At 39.5% G+C, this 17,699-nt stretch carries 12 protein-coding genes and 1 rRNA gene; 5 read left to right on the top strand and 8 right to left on the bottom strand.

Going from position 1 to position 17,699, the window contains the following annotated elements; all coding sequences use genetic code 11:
• Positions 1-13: 13 nt before the first annotated feature.
• From E4T92_RS08465 to fur, 3 genes are all read left to right on the top strand, one after another.
• Positions 14-799, top strand: a complete 786-nt coding sequence (locus tag E4T92_RS08465; protein WP_135094257.1) for an alpha/beta fold hydrolase — start codon at positions 14-16, stop codon at positions 797-799.
• A 101-nt stretch (positions 800-900) separates the two neighbouring features.
• Entirely contained in the window at positions 901-1,425 is a 525-nt protein-coding gene (fldA, locus tag E4T92_RS08460) for a flavodoxin FldA (protein ID WP_135094256.1), read from the top strand.
• A 20-nt stretch (positions 1,426-1,445) separates the two neighbouring features.
• Positions 1,446-1,898 (top strand): ferric iron uptake transcriptional regulator, encoded by a 453-nt coding sequence (gene fur, locus E4T92_RS08455; RefSeq protein WP_077541881.1) that lies wholly within the window; start codon positions 1,446-1,448, stop codon positions 1,896-1,898.
• A 41-nt stretch (positions 1,899-1,939) separates the two neighbouring features.
• On the opposite strand, the gene E4T92_RS08450 is transcribed toward fur, so the two are convergent.
• Both E4T92_RS08450 and E4T92_RS08445 read right to left on the bottom strand, forming a co-directional pair.
• On the bottom strand, positions 1,940-3,505 hold the full coding sequence (locus tag E4T92_RS08450; RefSeq protein ID WP_135094255.1) for a peptide ABC transporter substrate-binding protein: 1,566 nt from the start codon (positions 3,503-3,505) through the stop codon (positions 1,940-1,942).
• Entirely contained in the window at positions 3,498-3,902 is a 405-nt protein-coding gene (locus E4T92_RS08445; RefSeq protein ID WP_077541878.1) for a DUF454 family protein, read from the bottom strand. The genes E4T92_RS08450 and E4T92_RS08445 overlap by 8 nt, the downstream gene beginning before the upstream one ends.
• Before the next feature lie 115 nt (positions 3,903-4,017).
• On the opposite strand from E4T92_RS08445, the gene prlC reads away from it, so the two are divergent.
• Positions 4,018-6,057, top strand: coding sequence for an oligopeptidase A (gene prlC, locus E4T92_RS08440; protein ID WP_135094254.1), 2,040 nt, complete (start codon positions 4,018-4,020; stop codon positions 6,055-6,057).
• Positions 6,058-6,185: 128 nt separating this feature from the next.
• Here prlC and fabB read toward each other — a convergent pair whose 3' ends face one another.
• Positions 6,186-7,406, bottom strand: a complete 1,221-nt coding sequence (gene fabB / locus E4T92_RS08435; protein WP_135094253.1) for a beta-ketoacyl-ACP synthase I — start codon at positions 7,404-7,406, stop codon at positions 6,186-6,188.
• 189 nt (positions 7,407-7,595) lie between these two features.
• Between fabB and mnmC the strand changes: the two genes are divergently transcribed.
• Positions 7,596-9,605: a bifunctional tRNA (5-methylaminomethyl-2-thiouridine)(34)-methyltransferase MnmD/FAD-dependent 5-carboxymethylaminomethyl-2-thiouridine(34) oxidoreductase MnmC gene (gene mnmC / locus E4T92_RS08430; protein WP_135094252.1), complete on the top strand. Its 2,010-nt coding sequence runs from the start codon at positions 7,596-7,598 to the stop codon at positions 9,603-9,605.
• Positions 9,606-9,805: 200 nt separating this feature from the next.
• On the opposite strand, the gene mfd is transcribed toward mnmC, so the two are convergent.
• The 5 genes from mfd to rrf all read right to left on the bottom strand — a co-directional run bounded on the left by mfd (position 9,806) and on the right by rrf (position 17,687).
• Positions 9,806-13,246, bottom strand: a complete 3,441-nt coding sequence (gene mfd / locus E4T92_RS08425; protein WP_135094251.1) for a transcription-repair coupling factor — start codon at positions 13,244-13,246, stop codon at positions 9,806-9,808.
• 90 nt (positions 13,247-13,336) lie between these two features.
• Entirely contained in the window at positions 13,337-13,516 is a 180-nt protein-coding gene (locus E4T92_RS08420) for a DUF5363 family protein (protein ID WP_077541780.1), read from the bottom strand.
• The gene (locus E4T92_RS08415; RefSeq protein WP_135094250.1) at positions 13,513-15,366 is read right to left on the bottom strand and encodes a GNAT family N-acetyltransferase; all 1,854 of its coding nucleotides are present in this window, start codon (positions 15,364-15,366) and stop codon (positions 13,513-13,515) included. The genes E4T92_RS08420 and E4T92_RS08415 overlap by 4 nt, the downstream gene beginning before the upstream one ends.
• Positions 15,367-15,468: 102 nt before the next feature.
• Complete coding sequence (locus E4T92_RS08410; RefSeq protein ID WP_135094249.1) at positions 15,469-17,301, bottom strand: ATP-binding protein; 1,833 nt, start codon at positions 17,299-17,301, stop codon at positions 15,469-15,471.
• Positions 17,302-17,571: 270 nt separating this feature from the next.
• Positions 17,572-17,687: ribosomal RNA gene (gene rrf, locus E4T92_RS08405) — 5S ribosomal RNA — on the bottom strand.
• Between the last annotated feature and the right edge of the window lie 12 nt (positions 17,688-17,699).

Here is a 17,699-nt window from a genome sequence, read left to right as displayed (position 1 = left end):
TCACGCGAAAATTATGCCAAGCTCTCAATTATTAAACTATCAATTTCATCAACCAAAACAAGCAAGTAAACATCCTACCTTAGTGTTCATCCACGGTTTATTTGGTGATATGAATAACCTTGGTGTTATCGCCCGAGCCTTTAGTGATGATTACAATATTTTACGGATTGATCTCCGCAATCACGGACAAAGTTTTCATTCAGACTCAATGAATTACGAACTGATGGCAAGAGACGTATTCGCACTTATTCAACATCTTAAGTTGGATAAAGTGATTCTGATCGGCCATTCTATGGGTGGAAAAACGGCCATGAAATTGACCGCACTTCATGCCGAGATTGTAGAAAAATTGATCGTCATTGATATTGCGCCTATCATCTATGGACATAACGGGCATCAAGATGTATTTCAAGGTTTATTCGCTGTAAAAAGTGCTGCACCACAAAATCGCCAAGAAGCCAAACCCATTTTGGAGAAAAATATTCAAGATCCTGCCGTTGTACAGTTTATGCTGAAATCTTTTGATCCCACTTCACCTGAATTTTTTCGCTTTAACTTAAGTGCGCTTTTTAACCAATATCATCATTTAATGGATTGGCAAAATGTGGACGTGTCTATCCCTACTCTATTTATTCGAGGAGGCAACTCAGCCTATATAAAACCGGAAAACACCGACACTATTTTGGCACAATTTCCTCATGCGACATCATTCACGATAAACGGCTGTGGACACTGGGTTCATGCTGAAAAACCAGACTTTGTTATCCGAGCAATCAATCGATTTTTAAATAAGAATTAATTGATTCAAATGAGAATTGATTTATGCTATAGTTCGCCCAACTCGCAGGGCTTTGCCCCTAAGTTTTATAGTGATTAAATATTTATTTAAAGGAAAGAAAAATGGCAGTAGTGGGTCTATTTTATGGTAGCGATACGGGCAATACCGAAAATATCGCAAAAATGATTCAAAAACAGTTAGGCAGTGAATTAGTAGATATTCGTGATATCGCCAAAACCTCAAAAGAAGATATTGAAGCCTACGATTTTTTACTTTTCGGGATTCCAACTTGGTACTACGGTGAAGCCCAAGCGGATTGGGATGATTTTTTCCCAACCTTAGAAGAAATCGATTTTACTGATAAATTAGTCGCAATTTTCGGCTGTGGTGACCAAGAAGACTACGCTGATTATTTCTGCGATGCAATTGGTACAGTACGTGATATTGTCGAACCACGAGGGGCTATCGTTGTGGGCAACTGGCCGACTGAAAACTATACATTTGAAGCCTCTAAGGCACTCTTAGAAGATGGAACCTTTATCGGTTTGTGTATTGATGAAGATCGCCAGCCCGAACTCACCGCTGAACGCGTGGAAAAATGGTGTAAACAAATTTATGAAGAAATGTGTTTAGCCGAGCTCGCTTAACTATCATGAAAGGAAACTTTATGTCTGAAGAAAATATTAAATTGCTCAAAAAAGCCGGGTTAAAAATTACCGAGCCTCGTTTGACTATTTTAGCTTTAATGCAAAGTCACAAAAACGAACATTTTTCTGCAGAAGATGTATATAAAATTTTATTAGAACAAGGTAGCGATATTGGTCTTGCTACCGTTTATCGTGTACTGAATCAATTTGATGAAGCACATATTTTAATTCGCCACAATTTTGAAGGAAATAAATCAGTTTTTGAACTTGCTCCGACGGAACACCATGATCACATTATTTGTGAAGACTGTGGTAAAGTCTTTGAGTTTTCCGATAATCTCATTGAGCAACGTCAAAAAGAAATTAGCGAACAATATGGCATAAAATTAAAAGCTCACAGCCTATATCTTTATGGAAAATGTAGCGATATAGAAAAATGCGAAGAAATTACAAAGAAAGATGATAAAAAATAGTCTGTAAAAAGTGCCCGCTTTCATATGAAGCGGGTATTTTACTATTGAGCGATATTCACTTTTCGCCATAAATCTTTACTATAAATCGTCCCAACCGGATTCTTTTGCCAGCCCATTAAAGAAGAGGAAATATAAACCGGTGTAGTGTATTGGAATATTGGAAGAACCAAATTTTCTTGCTGAATAATTTCACTTAATTTTAAGTAAATTTCCGACCGCTCTTTTTCTGATGTACTTTTTAATGCCTGTTCAAACAGCTGATCATATTGTTGATTGGAATATCCGCTCTTATTATCGGGGCTTTTTGAATAAAACAGTCCTAAAAATGCTGCCGGATGGTTAAAATCACCACACCAGCCCGAACGAATTAGTTGGAACTCACCTTTCGTACGCTTTTCTTGTAAAGCCTGCCAGCTCATCTCATGGTTTTCAATACGTAACAAATCTGATTCCGATAGCTGACGAGCTAGACGGTTCGCAATGTTTCGATGAACGAATGTATCATCATAACTTATCTGCAAAACCAATGGCTGTTTCTCTGTAATACGAGCTTGTGCTAACAACGGCTCCGCCACCACGGGTTCCCAACGAGAATCTATCCCATGTAACATTGCTTTTGGTAAAAAGTAAGAACTCGGAATCGCATTAGGCATTTCATTATCCGTGATACCTGTGACAGACACCAATGAAACAATCGCCTTTCTTATCAAAGGATTCTTTAACTTTTCCTCTCGCAAGTTAAATTCGTAGAAATAGCCACATAATTGAGGAAAGTATTGAATATTCTCTGTTGTTTGAACAGGTGACCAAAGCACATCTAATTTCGACATTGGGGTTGTGTTATAAAGCACATAATCCACGGTTTTAAATGAGACTAGCTCTTTTTGCCAATACTGTGAATTTTTAATTAAATATACCCCGTTTTCATCATGTGATGAAAGACGATAAGCACCGTTTGATACCCATAGATTTGAGTCATGATATCGTGGCAATAAGGCAATATGCGCCAACATTTCAGGTAAATAAGGCGTAGGTTTATCCAATGAGATCAACAAAGTGCGGTCGTTTTTAGCTACAATGCCAAGACTTTCAGATGGCAATTTTTTCTCTAATACGGCTTTCGCCTCTTTCAAATTTAAATACAATAAATAAAATCTCAGCGGGCTTTCAGATTGAGAAAGCGCTTGCCAAGAAAGCACAAAATCTTGCGCAGTTAGAGGCATCCCATTCGACCATACCAACCCTTCACGTAAAACAAACTTCCAATTTTTATTATCTTTCGTTTCCCAACTTTCTGCCGCACCCGATACAATATGACCTTGTGCATCATAAGCCGTTAATCCTTCAAAAAGATCACGAATTAAAGAAATTTGTTCCATCTCTTTCACTTGCCACGGATCTAAAATGGGTTGATATTTCATTCCACGTGTCAGTTTCTCACGATCATATTCTGTATTTTTTTGTAGAGATTGCTCTTCTTTTAAAACAGAAGAGACCGCTTGATCTTGATTAGATTTTTGACTATTTAGCTTATCACAGCCATTCAAAGCTAAAATAACAGAGAAAACAACCGCACTTTTTAAGCCTGTTAATAAAGCACTATTCATTTTTTATATCATCTTTCTGTGTATCTTTCATTTTAGTTTCCTCTTCAGTTTTAACCCAAAAGAAGAAGAACCAATATTTCACAATAATCAAGACAACAATAACACTGCGTCCTATCAGACTAGGCGTAAAATAGAAGCCGATTAGTAATATTAACGTTGCAAATGTTAAAATTGAACGCTTTGTTTTTTTCGTCATCGCTCGGCGTTCATTAAAAGACTTCAAATGTTTTTGATAGATAGACGTACCAAGAAACCAAGTTTCCAAACGCTTAGAACCTTTCGCAAAGAAAAATAATGTCAATAAAAGAAATGGCGTAGTAGGTAAAATCGGAAGAAAAATCCCCACAATACCGAGCACAAGGGAAAGAAGCCCTAATAAAATATAAATGTACTTCATAATGTTCCTAAATTGTTTAAAGGCGAGCCATTATTACCGATTTTTTAGATTTTTCAACCTTGATATTATAGAATCTGCCGTCACATAAGAAACAGTTTTCAAAAAGGAAATCATTATGTCAAATCCATTACTTAACATTCAAGGCTTGCCGCCTTTCTCACAAATCAAACCAGAACACATTCAACCTGCTGTTAAAACACTTATCCAAGATTGTCGTGACACCATAGAACAAGTCTTAAATCAACCGCACTTTACTTGGGAAAATTTCATTTTACCTTTAACGGAAGTAAGCGATCGTCTCAGTCGTGCTTGGTCGCCGGTTTCCCATTTAAATTCAGTAAAAAACAGTCCTGAGTTACGCGAAGCCTATCAGGCTTGCTTGCCTCTGCTTTCTGAATACAGCACCTGGGTGGGTCAGCACAAAGGACTTTATAATGCGTATTTAGCACTCAAAAACAGTCCTGAATTTGCCTCTTATTCCGTGGATCAAAAAAAGGCGATTGAAAATGCCTTACGGGATTTTGATCTTTCCGGTATTGCTTTATCGGAAGAAAAACAAAAACGCTATGGTGAAATTTCAGCAAGATTATCCGAACTCAGTTCTCAATTCAGTAATAATGTGCTTGATGCAACAATGGGCTGGGAAAAGGTGATTGAAGATGAAACAGAACTAAAAGGACTGCCTGAATCTTCATTGCAAGCGGCAAAACAATCTGCCGAAAGTAAAGGCTTGAAAGGCTACCGCTTCACCCTTGAAATTCCAAGCTATTTACCGCTCATGACTTACTGTGAAAACCAAGCACTACGTGAAGAAATGTACCGTGCTTACACCACTCGTGCATCAGAGCAAGGCCCTAATGCCGGCAAATGGGATAACAGTAAAATCATGGAAGAAATTCTCACCTTGCGTGTAGAATTGGCGAAATTACTCGGTTTTAATACTTACACCGAACTTTCCCTTGCAACTAAAATGGCGGAAAATCCACAACAAGTGCTGGATTTCTTAGATAATTTGGCGAAACGCGCCAAACCACAGGGTGAAAAAGAATTAGCTGAACTCAAAGCCTACTGTGAAAAAGAATTTGATGTCACAGAACTTGAACCTTGGGATATCGCTTTCTACAGCGAAAAGAAAAAACAACATCTCTACACCATCAATGATGAAGAACTACGTCCTTATTTCCCTGAAGATCGTGTGCTATCCGGTTTATTTGAACTGATTAAACGTATTTTCAACATCCGTGCGGTAGAACGGTTTGATGTGGATACTTGGCACAAAGATGTGCGTTTCTTTGATCTGATTGATGAAAAAGATCAGTTACGTGGCAGTTTTTATCTCGACCTCTATGCCCGTGAAAACAAACGTGGTGGTGCGTGGATGGATGATTGCATCGGTAGAAAACGTAAACTTGATGGTTCTATCCAAACGCCGGTGGCCTATTTAACCTGTAACTTTAATGCCCCAATCGGTGATAAACCGGCATTATTTACCCACGATGAAGTCACCACCCTTTTCCACGAATTTGGACATGGTATTCACCATATGCTCACACAAATTGATGTCTCTGATGTGGCAGGCATTAACGGTGTGCCTTGGGATGCAGTGGAATTACCAAGCCAATTTATGGAAAATTGGTGCTGGGAAGAAGAGGCACTGGCATTTATTTCCGGTCACTACGAAACGGGCGAACCTTTGCCAAAAGAAAAATTAGTACAACTATTGAAAGCAAAAAACTTCCAAGCTGCCATGTTTGTTTTACGCCAACTGGAATTTGGCATTTTCGATTTCCGTTTACATCACACGTTTGATCCGGAAAAAATAAATCAAATTCTTGATACCCTCAAAGCAGTGAAATCACAAGTTGCGGTCATTAAAGGGGTTGATTGGGCAAGAACACCGCATAGCTTCAGCCATATTTTCGCAGGCGGCTATGCTGCAGGCTATTACAGCTACTTATGGGCAGAAGTGCTCTCCGCCGACGCCTACTCACGCTTTGAAGAAGAAGGTATCTTTAACCCAATTACCGGAAAATCTTTCTTGGACGAAATCTTAACCCGTGGCGGTTCAGAAGAACCGATGGAACTTTTCAAACGTTTCCGAGGCCGTGAACCACAACTAGATGCCCTGTTAAGACATAAAGGTATCGCAAACTAATCCAACAAAGCCCTGAATATTCAGGGCTTTTTTATGGATAAAGTGCGGTTATTTTTCAGTGCATTTTACCCATAAAAAATCGCACGATATTGTTACCGTGCGATTTTCCTTTTTATTAGCCCATCTAATTAACCATTGTAACGTTTAAAGATTAGCGTCGCATTCGTACCACCAAAACCGAAGCTATTTGACATCACCGTTTGCAAACCGGCATTTTCTCTCGTTTCGGTCACAATATTGCAACCTTCCGCCGCTTCATCTAAGGTTTCAATATTAATGCTTGGCGCAATAAAATCATTATCCAACATTAATAAGGTATAAATGGCTTCGTGGGCGCCTGCTGCACCTAAAGAGTGGCCGGTCATAGATTTTGTCGATGAAATTGCCGGCACATTAGCACCAAACACATTTTTGATTGCCCCCAATTCTTTCACGTCCCCAACCGGTGTTGAAGTGCCGTGAACATTAATGTAATCAATTGGGGTATCCACTGTCGCCATCGCTTGTTTCATACAACGTTCTGCCCCTTCACCGCTTGGTGCAACCATATCATAGCCATCCGAAGTCGCGCCATAACCCACGATTTCCGCATAAATTTTTGCACCACGAGCAAGGGCGTGTTCTAATTCTTCCACTACCACAACAGCACCACCACCGGCAATCACGAAGCCATCACGGTTCGCATCGTAAGCACGGGAGGCTTTTTCCGGCGTATCATTGTATTTGGTGGAAACCGCTCCCATTGCATCAAACTCGGTCGCACATTCCCAAGATAACTCTTCCGCACCACCAGCAAAGACAATATCTTGTTTTCCTAACTGAATTAACTCAACAGCATGTCCAATACAATGTGCCGACGTCGCACAAGCAGAGCTGATAGAATAGTTTACGCCACGAATTTTATAAGGCGTTGCAAGACAGGCAGAAACACTTGATGCCATGGTTTTCGTTACGGCATAAGGCCCTATTGCCTTCACACCACGAGGACCACGTGCCGCATCGCAAGCAATTAATTGATTATGTGCCGATCCTGTTCCTGCCCCAATGACTAAACCTGTACGATCATTGGAAACCTGTTCTTCCGTTAACCCCGCATCTTCAATGGCCTCACGCATGGAAAGATAAGCATAAGCTGCCGCATCACCCATAAAACGATATACTTTACGATCAATATGTTCACTTGGATCTAATTTAATCGTGCCTGCAACATGACTACGCATTTTCATCTCAACAAATTCAGGCACAATTTCAATGCCCGATTTTCCTGCTTTTAATGAGGCAAGCACTTCTTGTTTATTGTTACCGATACTGGAAATAATACCAAAGCCTGTAATAACAGCTCTTTTCATTGCTTCTTCCTTTTTGTTTTATATGTCAAAATAACGGCTCAAAACTACTACGAAATAAAAATATTTCAAGCAATAATTCATTTGTTTGACCAGTTAGGGACTTTCCACCCTATTAGAGTCAACAAATTTCAATAAGCCGGAAAATTTCGCTATTATAAGTCAATTCAATAATGCAAGAAAGGAATAAAAATGCTCGCCGTTCAGTATGCAGACATTTATTTTAATGAACAACATACCCCCGTCTCCAATCAATTTGATGATGTTTACTTTTCCAATCACGATGGATTAGCAGAAACGGATTATGTATTTTTGCAGGGCAATCAATTATGGCAACGTTGGCAAGATTATCAACATACTCACTTCACCATTGCAGAAACCGGTTTTGGTACAGGGTTAAATTTTTTTGCCACTATCCAATTATTTCGAGAATTTCGCAAAAAATATCTCAATGCACCTCTCAAACGCCTCTACTTTATTTCTTTTGAAAAATATCCGCTAAAACCGACCGCACTTCAGCAAGCCCATTCGGCATATCCGCAATTTTCCGAATTAAGCCAACATTTACAATGCTACTGGCAATCACCGATCAAAGGCTGTCAACGTATTCATTTTGATGAAACCACCCTTGATTTATGGTTTGGTGATGTAACAGAAAATTTACCGCAACTTGGCGATTATATGAATGATCACATTGATGCTTGGTTTTTAGACGGATTCGCCCCCAGTAAAAATCCGGATATGTGGAACGAAAACTTATATAGCCAAATGTATCGGTTCACCAAAGCGAGCGGCACTTTTGCTACCTTCACCGCAGCAAGTGCGGTCAGAAAAGGGCTAGTATCGGCAGGTTTTGCAGTCCAAAAACGTAAAGGTTTTGGCAAAAAACGGGAGTGCCTAAGCGGACAAAAAACACAAGCCAAACCGACCGCACTTTCAGCGCCTTGGTATTTACCTCAACCTGCCAGCCTGAAAAAACAAGACATTGCGATTATTGGTGGGGGCATTGCCTCGCTCTGTACCGCTATATCATTACTTCAACGCGGTGCCGATATCACCCTTTATTGTGAAGATGAACAACCCGCACTCAATGCTTCCGGCAATAAACAAGGCGCGTTTTATCCCCAACTGAGTGATGATAATCCTCTCACTGTCCGTTTTTACCTTCATGCCTTTTCCTACGGCAAGCAATTACTGGATTGGGCGATAAAACAAGGTATTGAATTTGAATATGAATTTTGTGGTGTCGCATTATGTGCCTATAACGAAAAAAGTGCGGTCAAATTGGAAAAAATTTCCCAATTAGGTTTACCGAATGAAATCTTTGAAATGTTGGATGCGGAGGGATTGAGCGAAAAAACCGGCTTGCCTCTTTCTTGTGGCGGAGGGTTTATTCCTCAAGGAGCTTGGCTTGCACCTCAACAATTTGTGCAAAATACCTTTTCGCTACTTGAAAAATGCGGCGTAAAAATCAAAACCTCACAAAAAATTACCGCACTTTCACAAACCCAATGCGGTTGGAAACTGATGAATTCACAGAATCAACATATGGAACACGAGGTAGTGATCCTCGCCAACGGCTATAAAATCACGGATTTTGTTCAAACGGAAAAACTTCCGCTTTACCCGATTCGAGGGCAAGTGAGCCAAATTCCCACTTCCGAAAATTTACTAAAACTTAAGTCCGTACTTTGCTACGATGGCTATCTCACACCGGCAGATCACACCAAAACCAGCCATTGTCTTGGTGCAAGTCATATACGGGATAATACGGATCGTCGCTTTAGCGAACAAGAACAACGAGAAAACCAACAGAAACTGCAACAAAATATTGCTCAACGTTGGACGCAAGATGTGGATACCTCGGGCAATTTGGCACGCATGGGCATTCGTTGCTCCGTACGTGATCTCGCCCCAATGGTGGGAAATGTCCCCAATTTCACCCAACAACGTGAAGACTATCACAATCTCTTTAATCTCCGCCGCCGTAAGCAAGTGATTCCAAGTGCGGTCAATTTCCCCAACCTTTTTCTGGTTGCCGCATTAGGATCACGCGGATTAACCTCCGCCCCTTTATTAGGCGAAACTTTAGCATCATTAATTTATGGCGAACCCTTACCTTTAGGGGAAGAGATTATACAAAACCTGTCCGCCAACCGTTCTTGGGTGAGAAAGTGGTTAAAGGGCTCGGAGGTGAAATAACTTTTTTCTTAAAAAAACCCTATCTTATAAAAAATACGAAAAACTTAATGCAACAAAAACATACTAACGTAGCATTCAATTTAATATCACGGCTTATTATTCAAAAAGAAAAACTGAAGTAAAAAAATGACGCACGATAAAAATAGTGCGTCATTTTTGTAATGCTAAGTTCTTCAATGTAATACAACCGTTAAAAAATCTTACTCAAGCAAAAACTTGATTAAATTTACCACAAATTCCAACCGCACTTTATTATCAGAAAGATCCTTCATAAACTTAAATTTTAATGGTCCGTCAAAACGATAAACAATCGGTTCTTTTTGAATAAGCTGAATAAATTTTTCTGGTGCGACTTGTGTTGTCGGTGAAAATTCAATAAAGCCCCCTTGTGTGCCGGCATCAATACGAAGTACTTTTAAAGGCTCGATCAATAAACGCAGTTCGGCAATTTGCAGTAAATTTTTTGTTGCTTCCGGTAACAAGCCAAAACGGTCGATCAATTCGACTTTTAATTCATCTAATTCTTGTTTTGTCTCGGCGGCGGCAATACGTTTGTAGAAGGATAAACGCATATTCACATCGCCTAAATATTCATCCGGTAATAATGCCGCAACTCTCAGTTCAATTTCAGCGTGCTGTCGGGTTAATTCTTCTAAAGACGGCTCACGTCCTTCTTTTAAGGCTTTCACCGCCGCATCAAGCAATTCCATATAAAGGGAAAAACCGATGGTTTCAATTTGTCCGCTTTGTTCATTCCCCAACAATTCCCCTGCACCACGAATTTCTAAATCATGAGTGGCAAGAATAAAGCCCGCGCCAAGATTATCTAAACTTTCCAAAGCTTCAAGGCGACGTTGCGCATCTTTTGTCATCATTTTCGGTGGTGGCGTCAGCAAATAGGCATAGGCTTGATGATGAGAACGCCCTACCCGACCACGCAGTTGGTGTAATTGTGCCAGACCAAAATGATCCGCCCGTTCGATGATAATAGTATTGGCAGTTGGAACATCAATGCCCGTTTCAATAATGGTAGAGCAAACCAAAACATTGTAACGTTGGTGATAAAAATCGCTCATCACCCGTTCTAGTTCACGCTCCCGCATTTGTCCATGTCCCACAATCACTCGAGCTTCCGGCACAAGTGCGGTCAATTTTTCTGCCGTATTTTCAATACTCGCCACATCATTATGTAAATAATAGACCTGTCCGCCACGCAGAATTTCACGCAAGATGGCTTCGCGTACGACCAAATCATCTTTTTGACGCACGAAGGTTTTAATGCTTAAACGGCGAGCCGGCGGTGTGGAAATAATGGAGAGATCACGAATACCGTTCATTGCCATATTAAGGGTGCGTGGGATCGGGGTTGCCGTCAGTGTGAGAATATCGATATTGGCACGTAGTTGCTTAATTTTTTCTTTTTGCCCCACGCCAAAACGGTGTTCTTCATCAATAATCAGCAAACCAAGATCGTGAAATTTCACATCTGATTGAATCAGTTTATGGGTGCCGATCAAAATATCCACTTTACCTTCTGCCAGATTTTGCAGAATTTGTTTTTGTTCTTTCGCTGTTTTAAAACGCGATAGTACTTCTACATTCACCGGTAAATTGGCAAAACGATCTTTAAAGTTTTCATAATGTTGTTGGGCAAGCAACGTCGTAGGCACTAAAACCGCCACTTGTTTATGATTCATCACCGCCAAAAATGCTGCTCGCATCGCTACTTCTGTTTTACCAAAGCCTACATCGCCACAAACTAAACGATCCATCGCTTTTGGCTGACACATATCGGAAATCACGGCATTAATCGCCATTTCTTGATCATGAGTTTCTTCAAAAGGAAAGGTTGCCGCAAATTGTTGAAATTCTTCACGATCATATTTAAAGGCAAAGCCTTTTTTCGCCTCACGTTGTGCATAAACATCCAATAGATCTGCCGCCACATCGCGAATTTTTTCTGCGGCTTTATGACGAGATTTCGCCCAAGCCTCGTTACCCAGTTTATGTAATGGCGCACTTTCATCAGATCCACCTACATAACGGCTAATCAAATGTAATGAAGTTACCGGCACGTAAAGTTTGGATTCATTAGCATAATTCAGGAGTAAATATTCTGCTTGAATTCCCCCGGCATCAAGTGTTACCAAACCACCATAACGCCCGACCCCATGATCCAAATGTACCACCGGTTGCCCGATTTTAAGTTCTGCCAAATTCCGCACAAGCGTATCCGGATTGATGGTTTTACGCTTATCACGCTGACGCTGTTGTACCCTTTCGCCCAGTAAATTCGCTTCACCAATAATAGCTAAGGGGGAAGATTCCTCGATAATAAAGCCTTGCTCAAAGGAACTGACCAATAAACTAAATTTTTCTTGCTCAGCGTGAGTGAGGGACTGAATTTGTTTAGGTTTAATTTTTAACGGTTGAAGCAGATCTAGCAAGGTTTCCCGACGTCCTTCCGTTTCCACGGAAAACAATATATTGCCGTTAAAATGTTCAATAAATTGACGAAGTTGCCCGAGAGGTTCTTTTTGTTGTGATTGAATCGTGATAGTCGGCAATGAAGTAAGCGGTAAATTTTTCTGACGCACTGATGACCGCACTTTTTCATTTTTCAATGTAATACGCGGGTAGTCTTTCAATTGGCGATTTACTTCATCAATATTTAACCACAAACGTTCCGGTGACAATAAAGGACGCATTGGATCCACTTTGCGTTGTTCATAACGCTGTTTTGCATCTTGATAAAAACGCTCCCCTTGTGCTTGATTTGCCTCCATATCCACAAACAAGGTTTGGGGGGGAAGATAGTCAAATAAGGTTGCCATTTCTGCAAAAAACAACGGCTGCCAATATTCAATACCGGAAATTAACGTACCTTTACTGATTTGTTGATAAATATGTTCAGGATCACGACGAATTTCGCCAAAGGTTTCTCTAAATTGTGTGCGAAAAAATTCAATCCCTTTGTCATCCGTTGGAAATTCCTGTGCCGGCAGAAGATTAATGGATTGAATTTCATCCAGCGTGCGTTGCGTATCCACATCAAAAGTGCGGATAGAATCAATTTCATCATCAAAAAAATCTAATCGAAAAGGCACAGCACTTCCCATCGGAAAAAGATCAAGTAATGAGCCCCGCACGGCATATTCCCCATGCTCCAGCACTTGCTCTACGGCACGATAACCGGCTGATTCCAGTTGTAAGCGCATTTTATCAATAACAATGCGATCACCTTTTTTAATCAATAAAACATTATGTTGTAAATACTGCGGCGGGCAAAGGCGCTGCATTAAGGTAGAAACCGGCAACAAAAAAATGCCTTTTTTTGCATTTTGGAGATGAAAAAGCGCGCTTAGACGGGAAGAAATAATATCTTGATGAGGTGAAAAAGTATCATAAGGTAGCGTTTCCCAATCAGGAAATAGTTTCACTTCCTGTTCGCTTAATTCCGATAAAATACCGGATAAACGAACCGCACTTCTGGTATCGGGTGTGACTACGACAGTTAAATGTTGGTGTTGTTCGGCAATCTCGCTAATCGCAAGGGCATCAGCGCCTTGCAAGACATTACCTAAAATTTTATGGTCATTCGGAGTGGAAGGAATATCGAGTTGGAAAAAAGAGGTTTTCATGAATAATGCGTCAATTTATGATAAAAATTGACGCATAGTTTACTGAATTAAAAAAGGGGATTCAAGCTGGAATCTGTATAAAAAAACAGGTTATTTTTTATTTTTAAAGAGCGAGTCTTCTTTACATAAATTTCCGTTTTCATCTTCGCGCATTTTGGGGACACCACAGCAGCTAGGGGAATCAAGATCGTAGGTTTTTAGAAAATGATCGTACTTTTCCAATGTCCGTTTAAACCAGCCTTTTGGTTTCTCTGTTTTTTCTGTTGTCATAAAAGTTCCTCTAAGTATTGTTTAATTTCTAAACGAAAACATTCTACGCTTTTTTTCTTGTCAAAGGGTAATTGTTTTTTCGTTAAATAGCTTGAAAGTTGTGGAAAATTGATTTTATTTTGCGCCCTTAACAAACGCTGAATGGCGGGCATTGAAGAAAATAGAGTGCGGTTAAAATAGGCAAAGTTTTTTAAACTTTGCCAATCTTCTTCATTAAGCATCCAATCAATTTCCCCCTGTAACATTGTTTCAACTAAAGGATGAGTTGATAACGCTACATTACGTTGAAATTGTCGCTGCGCAATTTTTACAAAGGCTATACCTTCTTCCGATATTCCTTTCACAGCAATAGCTGAATAACAACCACTACTGGCTTCTTGATGCTCCCCTAAATGAACCAAAATAAAACCGCACTTTTGCCAGAAATGTGCTAATTCTTCCGTATAACCAAAACTCACGGAAAGAAAATCAACCTTGGCATTATCTATTGAGCTAATCAGTCTTTGCCCGATCCCTTTTTGTTGCCAATGAGGTTGTACGGCAATACGGGAAATTCGTAAAGATTTCAAACTACAAGCCTGGGGAAAATTGCCGTGAAAACACAAAGATTGTGGCACAAGATTTCCTTTGGGACGGCGTGTTCCTTGTCGGATTTGTTCAATCAGAGTTTCATCTTCCATTCCACCCTCTTCCAATGCCCAAATAGCACCAATAAGCTGTCGTTGATATTTTGCCAAATAAAAACGTTGGCCTGTACCATCAAACAAACGGCGTAAATCAATAGGTGAAGTGCGATAATGTGCCAAGGTCATCAAGCCATAAAAAAATTCAGGTGCTCGGATAAGTTGAGATTGTGCGATTTCATCAATCTGAACCTCTTCCTGCGGGTTATACGCAATTTGCTCAAATTTATCTTCAACCTCCAGCAATAGAAGATCTTCAATGAAATCTTCAAGAACATCATTTTTTTGCCAACGTAGAGGTTGATAAAGTTCAAATTGTTGAAAAGTACGGTGCATTTTTTGTTTGAATTTTAATTCAAAACCGCGCCCTGTTCCCTCATAACTATGAATAGTTGTACTAAAAACAATGTGGCGAAAATATTGGGAAAACTGTTGTAGCAAAGACAACGGAATCATCGCCGCCTCATCAACCAAAAGCCAAGCATTTTCAGCAAATGCGGCATTTTGTCGCAGTCGTTGGCTTAATTCATCCGGTGCAATAAATTCAACGCTTTCTTTTGCAAAATCATACAAGGAATTGACCGCATTTTTGTTAGGCGCGGTGAGATAAATCGGGGTATCAATGTGATTAACAAGCAGCCCTAATAAGGCGGATTTTCCACGTCCGCGTTTTGCCGTAAGAAAATACAGATCACATTTCCGTTGCAAGATTTGCTCAAGGATCTGTTGCTGTTCGACCGTGGCTGATTTGCCCTTTTCTTCACAATGAAAAACGGACGGAAAACTAACCGCACTTTCTTGTCTCAAAATAGGAAAATGGTGGTGTTCCACACATTGTTTAAAATGATGAATAAAATTTGCCGTGCTAATGACAGAAGTGCCACTATTCCAACGAAGGCTATCAAAATCAGGGCGTTTTTCTAAATCTTCCCACGCCGAAAGCACTAAACAGAACGTCCCCCCCATTTTTAGCGTGCCGACTGCAATAGCCAGAGCTTCTAAGTGAATACCATGTCTGGCATCAAATAAAATATGTTCAAATTCTTGCCCAAGTAAATTTGTTACTTTAGAAAAGTGAACGCCCTGCTCCCCTACAATTAGCACTTGTGGCGGTAAAGAATCAGGTAACATATCAGAAATAAGCACTTGGCATTGGCGATTTAGCATAAGCAATCCTTATCATTATTTCGGGGCATTTTAGCGAAATTTTAAGGCTGACAAAATATGATAAATTTTGACCGCACTTTCAATTCAAAGTGCGGTCGTTTTCTATAGCTTTAAATAATCTTCTAACTCTTTTACATTCGTCCGCCAGTGGGTATTGAGTTCATTGAGCCAAGTTTCAATTTTATCTTTCCAGTTTGCTTCCTGACTACATTGCATTTTCTCCGCAAGTTGCTGTAATGTGACTAAGCCAACAGAGCCTGCGGCGCCTTTAATTTTGTGTGCAATATCTACAAAGTCTTTTTGTATAGAAGAATCAGATAAACAAGTCGTGAATGCCCTATTCAATTCTTGTAGATAAATAGGCATCATCTGTTTAAATAATCTTAAATTCTGCTCTACTTGTGTTTTACCTAATAACCCAATTAACTCCATATTTAATGATTGATGAAATTCTGTTTTTTTATCCTCACTAGAAGCATGAATTGTATTGTCCTCACCAAAAAAATGATAAAAACATTGTTGTAATTCATTCAGTGCAAGCGGTTTACGCAGTACTCCATCCATTCCTCTCGCTTGATACTCTTTTTCGTTTTGCATTACATTTGCTGTAAATGCGACAAGCGGTGGGAGAAAATCATAAATACCTTCTTCATATTTTTGGCGTAAGTGTGTCGCAATATCAAAACCGGACATATCCGGTAACTTAATATCAAGCAAAACAATGTCATAGAAATTTCGTTCAAATAATTGAATCGCCTCTTTCCCATTCATGGCAACATCAACATAATGTCCTAATTTTTCTAGCACATTTTTCGCTACGATAACATTCAACTCAATATCTTCAACCAATAAAACGGATAAATTCAATGGTTGAGAAAAGGTATGATTATCTACCGAATGTGCTTCCTTAGCCTGTATATTCAGGTAAAACGTTGACCCTTTTCCGATTTGGCTTTCAACCCATAAATCCCCTTTCATTAATAATGCAAGGTTTTTTGATATGGCAAGTCCAATTCCACTCCCTGAAGAACGGTTCTTATTTTCTTTCACCTGATAATACATTTTAAAAATGTTATCCCATTCAGATTGAGCAATACCGCTCCCTGTATCAGAAACACTAAAATGATATGTATCATTTTCTGAAGCAGAAACGTGCAGTCTAATTTCTCCTTTTTCTGTAAATTTCACCGCGTTAGCAATCAAATTCCAAAGAATTTGGCTTAATCTTGCACTATCTAAATAAAGTAAATCAGGTAAATTTGATGAGATTTCTAAAGAAAATTTGAGATTTTTAGGTTCTGCCATTAACACAGCGAAATTTTGAATATCATTCAAAAGAGCATTGAGATTGGTAGGTTGCAGGTTTAATTCTAATCGTTTAGTATCCAGTTTATTTAGATCAATAATATCACTAAAAATATGCCCTAAATTGACGGCACTCACATTAATTGTTTTGAGATAACTTTGTTGTTCTGGCGTTAAATCTCCGTCCAACAGAATCCGACTTAACCCAATAATACCATTTAAAGGTGTTCGTAATTCATGGCTTATTGTCGCCATTAAGTTACTTTTATCCCGATGAATTTCTTCCAAATTATCAAGTGCAATAGAAAGTTTATTCTCTGTTTGTTTACGTTCCGAAACTTCTTTTTTAAGCTCAGTAACACTACGAGAAAGCTGACTACGGGAAGTTTCAAGGCGTTCAACCAATACTGCAAAAAAATAAATGACAAAAGGAGCTGACATTAATCCAAAAATAATTGAACGAGCAATATCAATCCAGTAGATATCTCCAATAATAAATAGACTCAATAATACTTGCAAAGAAAGAGCAAAAACAGCTAATAAAAAAACACCAAGTAAGGAAAATTTAACCCGTCCAAGACGGATAAGCCAGTCAATATAGCGTTGAGCAAGGGATTTTAAATGTCTCATAAAATTTATTCACAAGGTAAAAGTGGTCGTATTCTAACATAGGTGAGGGGATAAGAAATCACCGAATATTCAATGTCTATTGGAGATTAAAGTGCGGTCGATTTCAATGAGGTTTTTAAGATTGATTAAAATCGCTGTTTATAAGACTGAGTTAAAATCTAGGTTAGCCTTCTCTTCTGAGAATCTTGTCGACAAACAGGACATTTTTGGGAATATCATATAAATAAAAATCCCCAAGCTCATCAACTCGGGGATTTATGGAGAATAAATACCTGGCGGTGCCCTACTCTCACATGGGGATACCCCACACTACCATCGGCATTACAGCGTTTCACTTCTGAGTTCGGTATGGATTCAGGTGGGACCACCGCACTCTCGCCGCCAGGATAATTCTTTGA

The sequence above is a fragment of the Pasteurella sp. WM03 genome, from assembly GCF_004570945.1.
Classification (GTDB): Bacteria; Pseudomonadota; Gammaproteobacteria; order Enterobacterales; family Pasteurellaceae; genus Rodentibacter.
Note: the sequence above shows the minus strand (reverse complement) of the source record. Positions and strands in the feature narration are given on the sequence as shown.